Origin of the sequence: Methanobrevibacter sp., assembly GCF_045539575.1 — an archaeon.
Classification (GTDB): domain Archaea; phylum Methanobacteriota; class Methanobacteria; order Methanobacteriales; family Methanobacteriaceae; genus Methanocatella.
The window spans coordinates 19,471-27,716 of sequence record NZ_JAZQFM010000002.1 but is presented as its reverse complement, the minus strand read 5'-3'; the positions used below and the strand labels follow the sequence as shown (position 1 = coordinate 27,716).

Here is an 8,246-nt window from a genome sequence, read left to right as displayed (position 1 = left end):
CAGCGCTAACGTTTCAGAAGATGAAGCTAGAGCAGCACTTGAAGAATGTAAAGGAGATTTAGCTGAAGCTATTATGAAGTTAAATCAATAGATAAAATGACAGTTATTGCACACATATCTGATTTACACATAAGCAGAGCAGATTTTGACGAAGAAATCTTTATGCAGGCTGTGGCGGAGATAAACCAACTGCAGCCGGACATGATCATACTTACGGGCGATCTCACCAATAACGGTTATTATAAGGAGTTCGAACAGGCAACCAGATACTTGTCCCTGTTTGAAGCGCCGTTATTTGCAATTCCTGGAAATCATGACTCACGTAATTTAGGTTATCAGACATTTGAAGAATTGATCGGTGAGAGAAGCTGGAAACTGACTTTGGGTGACAAGTTCACAGTCATAGGTCTTGACAGCAGTTCTCCCGATGAAAGCAGAGGTCATATTGGAACTCCTCAACATATGTGGCTGGAACATCAGTTGGATGAATGTGTAATTCAGGAGAATTTCGCAATCGTTGCGCTGCACCATCATGTGGTTTCCATCCCTCAAACCGGAAGGGAGCGTAACGTTTTATCCGATGCGGGCGACATCTTGAAAACCCTGACAACCCATGAAGTCGATTTGGTGTTATCAGGCCATAAGCATGTTCCAAACATTTGGAAAATTAACAACACTCTTGTTGTCAATGCAGGGTCATTGTGTTCCTGTAAGTTAAGGGGAAAAAATAAGAATTCCTATAATGTTTATAACATCACTGACAGTGATATAGAGATATTTTTGAACACTGTCGGTGGAGAAAAAATGTTATTTGGAAAGTATTCAAGAAATTCCTTATAAATTAAATTTAAATATTAAAAAAATTAATATACTATACTGCATTAAATTTTATTATATAGTTAGGTGATATTATGAAAGTTGTCGTTGATGCTTCTAATGTAGCTTATTATGTGAAAAATGAAAATGGCCAACCTCAAATGGCTAATATTATTGCTGCTGTTAAAGCATTAGAAGAAGGTGAAGATGAATTTGTCATTATTGCAGATGCATCACTTCGTCATGATATTGATGATAAGCAAAAGTATTTGAAATTGTTGGAAAGCGAAAATGTTGAAGAAGTTCCAGCAGGAAACGACGCTGATCATTTTATTTTAGATATAGCTACCAGTGAAAAAGCTAAAATATTATCTAATGATAAATTCAGAGATTACGCTGCTGAATTTAGAAATATTTCTTCATTTAGAATTCCATTTGTAATAGAAAATGGCAGATTGACATTTGGAAAACCAAATAAACCTAAAAAGGACAAGAATATCCTTCAACATATCTGTGAAGAAGTCATCAAAGAATTGAACTTTAAGAAATGGGAAATTTACACAGGTAAGGAAGGATTGGAAATTTCCCCATTAAACATCGCTAAACAGGCTATTATACGCATTGATAATGAGAATAATGCAGAATCAAAGCTTGAAAACATATTCTCAAAAATACCTATGTTTAACAAGATTGTAGAGATGGTTGATGATGTGGAAATTGCTGCTCCTTATGTAATTTTTGTATTGGTCCATCCTAAAGATTATAAATTAGCCGTAAAAAATGCAGGTAATATTTCAGTAACCATTGCAGATAGGTTAGGTCTTGAGAAAAAGCCTCTGATTGCAGTCCGTAATGATTTATTCACAAAACCAGGTAATTTTGAACTGAATATACTGCTTGCAGATGAAGTGACTGAAAACGCCCCATATAACATTCTGGTTCGTGTCAGCGCACATGATGAAGTATTCATTAAAAGAAACTCAAGAAACATTGCCAGTACAATTGCCGGCAGACTCGGATCCTGGAAGTTTCCGTTTGTCTCCGTTAAACCGGACATGCTTTTGGAAAAACCGGGTGATTTTGAGATAGTTCTTGAGAAGGGAGATGCTTTCGATGACTAGTTTTTTAACTAAGTCCTTCATTAGGTTAACTACCAAACTTAACCCTATTGCTGTCGGAACAAAATTTTTTCCGACCAACACTCTTGAAACTGAGTATGTTGAGCTATTCAATTACACTCAGACAATATTATTTGAGTTGGAAAAGGCAGAAATCACTTCAGATTCAATTTTAGAAAATCTTATCAGGGATGTGGGTGCTGAAAACATTCCTAAGGATTATGATTTTTATGAGCTGACTCCTGCGGAAAACAGGGTTGAAGAGTATGCTTTGGTAAGCAATATTGTCATGGGTAGTGACCGTTATTTTTACATTGAACTTAAGCAGCCTTCCAATTTAATTAACGTGTTTGTTAAAATTATTCAAAATGAAAAAGGAGAGATTGTCGAAAAAACAGCTACAGAGCTCGTTGCAAGGATGCTGAGCAAAAACGATGCGATACGTGTAGCTATTGAACTGATTGGTATTGGACTTTCAGAAGGTATTGAGGTCATCTCCGCAGTTGGTATGACCGGAGCGGCTTCAATTGAAAGGGCAATTCACTACACTCAAAATGTCGGAAGTTTTCCGGGCATTGCATTTACAAAACTTGGAGGAGAGTACGCATTGGTGTTTGATTCTCCATTTTTACTTCAGGAATCTCGTCCTGTCAATTTAGAAAATTATTTATTCATTGATTTAATTGATTCCACCAAATTCATTGATAAAAACGGTAGGAATCAGCTTGTTGACCTTATGACCGGAATTAAAAATTTCATCGAAAAGGAATGTGACGGTGAATTGGAAGGTTATAGGGAAGGTGGGGATGATTTTATAGCAAGGTTCCCATCTAAAGATTTGGCTATTCGTGCAGGTCTTGATGCCGCATGGTTTGCATTGGACAACGGTGCAAAAATAAGAGCTGGTGTCGGCAGAAGCAGACGTGAAGCCGGTGAGAGGGCGCAGTTGGTTGACAGTTTGGAATCAACATCTCCGCTTTCATTGGTTGTTTTTGAATTAGCTAATGGATTATATGCTTATAACATTCCATCAGAATTCACAAGAACCCTGATCAATTTGGTTGAAAATGAAAAGGCAAAATTGATTGGAGTTTTTGCATTTGTATTTATATTCGTTTATGTAATGTCCATTTTAGGACTGGGAGTATTTGGATTCGTTGGAATAATCTTGGCTTTAGCATATGCATTTATTGCATGATGAATTGAAAGAGAAAATAGTATGAGAAGAAAGAAAGACGATAAGCGAGTGTTGAGAAGAGGTAATGGTCGAGATACTAAAAAGCATCGCAGACCGACCAATATTATTAAAAGAAATAATAATAACGGGCCTCGTAATAGAAATTCTTATCGCAGCAGAAATGATAATTGGAATAGGAATAAAAAACCTAAAAAACGTAGCCGTAAAACTGTACTGTTAATGATTCTGGTATTGGTTGCATTTATTATAGGTGCAGGAATAGGGGTCATGCTGAGTTTCGATAATGGTAACAGTGGAGAAAATGAAACTCATGTTGAAAATGTTACAGTTGAGATGACAACACATCTGAACGAAACTAAAGAGGTTGTCTTTGATGAGTCAGATGCCGTTGATTTTAATGAAAACCAGTCTTCAGAGATATTGGGTGCTGAGGATAATCCGTATTACTATGATGATGGTTTAGGACATTAATTGATTTTGTGATTTTTATGAATAATATTAGAACTCTTGATGGAGGATTTTCAGTTATTGAAAATCTTAAAGTATCTGGAGCTCGTGAAGGCAAATTTGGAGTAAGCATCATCCTTTGCCCAGACAGTAACGCTTCTGGAGTATTTACTTCCAATAAGGTTACTGCAGCTCCTGTTAAATATACTAAAAACGTGCTTAAGAATGGAAAAGTTTCAGCTGTTTTTGTAAACAGTGGTAATGCAAATTGTTTTACAGGCGATCAGGGATTCAAGGACTGTGAAACATTGGTGGAATTGGTTTCAAAAGATTTGAAAATACCTAAAGAAGAAATTGCAATCTCCTCAACCGGTGTCATAGGTCGTGAAATGCCAATCGACATTATTTCAAAAGTGGCTTATGAATCTCTATCTAAACTTGGAGACAAGTCTGAAAACTCTCTTGCGGCTGCAAAGGCTATAATGACTACAGACACTTTTCCGAAGGAATGTGCAGTTGAGGTAACATTAACAACAGGAGAAACAGTAAAAATTGCAGGTATTACAAAAGGAAGCGGTATGATTGCCCCAAATATGGGTACAATGTTATCATTTATTGTTACTGATGCGGTCATGCCTTCAAAAGAGATTAATGCTGCATTAAAACAGGCTGCAGATATCAGTTTCAACATGATTGTTGTTGATGGTGATGAAAGTACAAATGACACCTGTCTTTTAATGGCAAACGGAGCATCAGGAGTTGAAGTTGTCAATGACGGAAAAATCGATGCTAATTTCCAGGAAGCTTTAAACTATCTTTGTATTGATCTGGCTAAAAAAATGGCTCGCGATGGTGAAGGGGCTACAAAATTCATTGAAGCTAATGTGTGCGGTGCAAAGGATTTGGATGATGCCAGACTTGCTGCAAAATCCATAATCTCATCAAGCCTTTTTAAATCTGCGGTATTTGGTGGAGATCCGAATTGGGGAAGAATTGTATCTGCAATCGGATATTCTGGTTGTGATTTAAATCCGGATATTGTAACCATTGCAATTGCTGATGATGTGGATGAAGTTGATCTTGTTAAAAACGGTGAAATATTGGCATTTGAAGACACACCATATCTTGAAAGGGCTGAAAAAATCATGCAATCAAAGAACGTAATAGTCAATATTGATATGGATTTAGGTGACGGTGAGGCAACTGCATGGGGTTGTGATTTAACTTACGATTATGTGAAAATTAATGCAGAATATACCACTTAAAGAAAACCTTTAAATATCTTGAAAACAAATATTTTTTTGTTATACAATAATTCTAATTTTGTAATGATTAATTTTAAGGAGGGGAAAATATGGCAAAAGTTAAAGGAACTAACAGAAGAACCAGACAAAAAAGAAGTTATACTAAACCTGGTAGTAAAAGAGGAAGAGGAGTTAAACAAACTTGGAAAAAATAATCCTCTTATAACTTTTTTATTATTTTTTAACTATTTTTTAACCGATATTAACCTAACATCATTTTGACAATAATTATATACTATTTTTTATAGACTATTATTAGGTGAATTTTATGAATGGTCACAGAGCACACGGATTTTCAAGTGCAATGTTTTTAGATTCAGATGAAATATTGGGCGAATTAGATCTTAAGGGCAATGAGATTTTCATGGATGCCGGCTGCGGAGACGGTCACAATGCCATCAAGGTGGTAGAGGAATATCTTCCTGACGGCACAGTTTATGCGGTAGATATATATGATGCATCCATTGAAGATATGGAAACTTACAAAAAAGAAAACAATGTTGAAAATCTTATTAATATCGAAGCAGACATCACTGAAGGAATTCCGGGCGTTGATGATGAATCAGTTGATGTAATCTTGATGGTTAACGTTTTCCACGGATTTAAGGCATCCAGAAAGATAGATGAGGCAATCAGCGAGTTTGCAAGGATTATAAAACAGGATGGTAAAATAGCCATTATGGATTATAAGGCATGGGATGTTCCAAAAGGTCCGCCAACACCTGTGAGAAGTTCTCCTGAAGAAATGGAAGGGTTCTTTGCAAAGCATGGTCTTAAAAAGATTTATTTGAATGAGGATATCGGTGAGGATATTCCTGAAGGTAAATCCCACTATTTAATCATGTTCCAAAAGGAATTATTGATTCCCGTTTGAGAGTGTGTAACTCTTGAACATTTTTTTTTAAAAATTATTAAATACTATTTTTTAAAGATTATTATTATTGAAATTATTAAATAATAAAAAATACATTTTTAAATTTTTGTTATTGATGAGGTATAATAATGATTTTTGCAGCTATTTTGGCAGGTGGAATCGGTTCCAGAATGGGAGGAACAGACACACCCAAACAGTTTTTGGATTTGGGCGACAAGCCTGTAATTATTCATACTATAGAAAAGTTTGTAATCAACAATAAAATTGATAAAATAATTGTTTTAACACCTCAAAACTTCATAAATCACACAAATCACTTAATAAATGAATATATTTGTGAAAATGAGAATATTGTAGTTATTGAGGGTGGGGAAACCAGAAATGATACATTAATCAACAGTATTAATTATATCGATGAGCATTTTGGAATTGATGATGATTCAATAATTATCACCCACGATTCTGTGCGTCCCTTTGTTACCCATAGGATTATTGAAGATAATATTGAAGCTGCAAAAAGATATAGTGCATGCGATACTGTGGTGCCGGCCACTGATACCATTGTGGAAAGTATAAATGCAAGGACTATTGAAAGCATCCCTGTGAGAGATTATTATTACCAAGGCCAAACTCCACAGAGCTTCAATGTAAAGAAACTTTTCAACCTAATCAGCAGTTTAACTGAAGAGGAAAGCAATATCCTAACAGATGCATGTAAGATCTTCACACTTAAAGATGAAGATGTATATCTTGTAGAGGGTGAAGTGACAAATATCAAAATCACATACCCTTACGATTTAAAATTAGCAAATACAATACTTGAGGATAGAAATGATTAATATTGTCTACAGATTAAAGTCTCCAAAATTCTTTGAGGAATCAATTGATGAAATTGAGCTGGATGGTGTTGTTGTAAGGCCGACCTATCTTTCAATTTGTCAGGCTGACCAAAGGTACTATCAGGGATCAAGGCCTGCTGAAATTTTGGATAAGAAATTGCCTATGGCACTGATTCATGAAGGAATAGGCGAAGTTGTTTTTGACAGCGAAAACAATTTGAAATCCGGTGACAAGGTGGTTATGATTCCTAACACTCCGTTTGGGGATGATGTATGTAGAGCCAATTATTCATATAAGTCAAAGTTCAGGGGAAGCGGATTTGATGGATTCACTTCCGATTTGATTAAACTTGAATCTGACAGGGTTGTCAAGCTTCCGGATAATTTCAATAACCACGTTTCCGCATTTATAGAATTGATTACAGTTGCCTATCAGGGAATTTCCAAATTCAACGAGATGGCTATCACTCCAAAGAATAGATTGGGGGTTTGGGGAGACGGAAATCTTGGATATATCACAGCATTGCTCTTAAAGGAATTATGGCCCGAGTCCAAGGTGATTGTTTTCGGAAAACATCAGGAAAATCTCAATTTATTTTCATTTGCCGATGAAACCTACAGGATACATAGCGTTCCGGATGATTTGGTGATTGACCATGGATTTGAATGTGTCGGTTCAAGCGCTTCACAGTCAGCTATTGAACAGATTATTGATTTGATTAATCCTCAAGGAACCATAAATCTGTTTGGCGTAAGTGAATATCCGGTTCCAATAAATACTAGGATGATTCTTGAAAAAGGATTAACTATTCAGGGAAATAGCAGATCTGAAAGAGAAGATTTTGTTGGAGTGGTGGAACTCCTAACTGAAAATCCTCAACTCTTTGAACATCTTGAAAAGCTAATTTCAAATGTCTGTGAAATAAATTCGTTAAGTGACTTGAAAGAAGCGTTTGACAAGGATTATATTTCAAAATTCGGCAAAACAGTTTTAAAATGGAATAAATAATCAGGAATATCTGTTCATTATTTTTAAGTATTCCAACCTATAGTAATTCCTTTTGCTTTTTTCACACATTATCTGAAGGTGGCGAAGATTGTACCAGTCTTCTGCATCCAGAATTTCATTGTTTCTGATTTTGTTTTTTATGCCTTCCAGTATGACTTCACATGAATCAACCTGTGAGCATGCAAGTTTTATTGTGAATTCAGCTTCGGACAGTATTTCCTCCTCTTTAACGAGTACGTTAATTTCTTTAGGGCAGAGAATGTATATTGTAACTTCCTTGCCATACTTTTCATATAGGTGTTCTGCAAGCTCAATGTATTTTACAAGTTCGTATTCTGTAAAATCTACGGTCTGTAACTCCAAATCAATTATCTCTCCTGTGGATGTGATGAAAAAATCCCCTTCGTGGTGGATTTCATCATCTATGTTCAATTCCTCTGCAGTTGCGCAGGCCACTATCTTTCTGGTGTCATTAAACGTTTCCTTAATGATATTTGATCGGGTGTTGAAATCTTTCTTATTCATATAATAACCTCAAATTTTTAATTTGTGTAGGTTATATTTATTTTAATTGCTTATAAATTAGTAAGTTTCAAATTAAAGCATTTTCATTGCTTAAAATCACTTTTTAATTGTAAATA

General features: G+C 35.5%; 9 protein-coding genes and 1 pseudogene. 9 read left to right on the top strand and 1 reads right to left on the bottom strand.

Translation table 11 applies throughout. The features are described from left to right. The 9 genes and pseudogenes from ACKI30_RS00225 to ACKI30_RS00185 form a co-directional block, all read left to right on the top strand. Positions 1 to 91, top strand: a pseudogene (locus tag ACKI30_RS00225) (Nascent polypeptide-associated complex protein); the annotation flags it as partial. A gap of 5 nt (positions 92 to 96) precedes the next feature. Continuing rightward, a complete protein-coding gene (locus ACKI30_RS00220; RefSeq protein ID WP_407408868.1) occupies positions 97 to 840 on the top strand; it encodes a metallophosphoesterase family protein in 744 nt (247 codons plus the stop codon). 71 nt (positions 841 to 911) lie between these two features. Continuing rightward, positions 912 to 1,937 (top strand): NYN domain-containing protein, encoded by a 1,026-nt coding sequence (locus ACKI30_RS00215; protein ID WP_407408866.1) that lies wholly within the window; start codon positions 912 to 914, stop codon positions 1,935 to 1,937. After that, the gene (locus ACKI30_RS00210) at positions 1,930 to 3,132 is read left to right on the top strand and encodes a hypothetical protein (protein ID WP_407408864.1); all 1,203 of its coding nucleotides are present in this window, start codon (positions 1,930 to 1,932) and stop codon (positions 3,130 to 3,132) included. Before ACKI30_RS00215 ends, ACKI30_RS00210 begins: the two co-directional genes overlap by 8 nt. A gap of 21 nt (positions 3,133 to 3,153) precedes the next feature. Next, positions 3,154 to 3,603 carry a hypothetical protein gene (locus tag ACKI30_RS00205; protein WP_407408862.1) on the top strand — a complete coding sequence of 150 codons (450 nt, stop codon included), beginning with the start codon at positions 3,154 to 3,156 and terminating at the stop codon, positions 3,601 to 3,603. A 17-nt stretch (positions 3,604 to 3,620) separates the two neighbouring features. Then, positions 3,621 to 4,844 (top strand): bifunctional ornithine acetyltransferase/N-acetylglutamate synthase, encoded by a 1,224-nt coding sequence (gene argJ, locus ACKI30_RS00200; protein WP_407408860.1) that lies wholly within the window; start codon positions 3,621 to 3,623, stop codon positions 4,842 to 4,844. Positions 4,845 to 5,151: 307 nt separating this feature from the next. Then, a complete protein-coding gene (locus ACKI30_RS00195; protein ID WP_407408858.1) occupies positions 5,152 to 5,757 on the top strand; it encodes a class I SAM-dependent methyltransferase in 606 nt (201 codons plus the stop codon). Positions 5,758 to 5,885: 128 nt separating this feature from the next. Further along, the gene (locus tag ACKI30_RS00190) at positions 5,886 to 6,596 is read left to right on the top strand and encodes a 2-C-methyl-D-erythritol 4-phosphate cytidylyltransferase (RefSeq protein WP_407408856.1); all 711 of its coding nucleotides are present in this window, start codon (positions 5,886 to 5,888) and stop codon (positions 6,594 to 6,596) included. Next, on the top strand, positions 6,589 to 7,605 hold the full coding sequence (locus ACKI30_RS00185; protein ID WP_407408854.1) for a ribitol-5-phosphate dehydrogenase: 1,017 nt from the start codon (positions 6,589 to 6,591) through the stop codon (positions 7,603 to 7,605). Before ACKI30_RS00190 ends, ACKI30_RS00185 begins: the two co-directional genes overlap by 8 nt. Here ACKI30_RS00185 and ACKI30_RS00180 read toward each other — a convergent pair whose 3' ends face one another. Next, positions 7,606 to 8,130, bottom strand: coding sequence for a hypothetical protein (locus tag ACKI30_RS00180; RefSeq protein WP_407408852.1), 525 nt, complete (start codon positions 8,128 to 8,130; stop codon positions 7,606 to 7,608). Positions 8,131 to 8,246: the final 116 nt, after the last annotated feature.

Excerpts from the sequence above, each read along its gene's own strand:
- ACKI30_RS00220 (WP_407408868.1), top strand. The coding sequence starts at position 97 with ATGACAGTTATTGCACACATATCTGATTTACACATAAGCAGAGCAGAT.
- ACKI30_RS00215 (WP_407408866.1), top strand. The coding sequence starts at position 912 with ATGAAAGTTGTCGTTGATGCTTCTAATGTAGCTTATTATGTGAAAAAT.
- ACKI30_RS00210 (WP_407408864.1), top strand. The coding sequence starts at position 1,930 with ATGACTAGTTTTTTAACTAAGTCCTTCATTAGGTTAACTACCAAACTT.
- ACKI30_RS00205 (WP_407408862.1), top strand. The coding sequence starts at position 3,154 with ATGAGAAGAAAGAAAGACGATAAGCGAGTGTTGAGAAGAGGTAATGGT.
- argJ (WP_407408860.1), top strand. The coding sequence starts at position 3,621 with ATGAATAATATTAGAACTCTTGATGGAGGATTTTCAGTTATTGAAAAT.
- ACKI30_RS00195 (WP_407408858.1), top strand. The coding sequence starts at position 5,152 with ATGAATGGTCACAGAGCACACGGATTTTCAAGTGCAATGTTTTTAGAT.
- ACKI30_RS00190 (WP_407408856.1), top strand. The coding sequence starts at position 5,886 with ATGATTTTTGCAGCTATTTTGGCAGGTGGAATCGGTTCCAGAATGGGA.
- ACKI30_RS00185 (WP_407408854.1), top strand. The coding sequence starts at position 6,589 with ATGATTAATATTGTCTACAGATTAAAGTCTCCAAAATTCTTTGAGGAA.
- ACKI30_RS00180 (WP_407408852.1), bottom strand. The coding sequence starts at position 8,130 with ATGAATAAGAAAGATTTCAACACCCGATCAAATATCATTAAGGAAACG.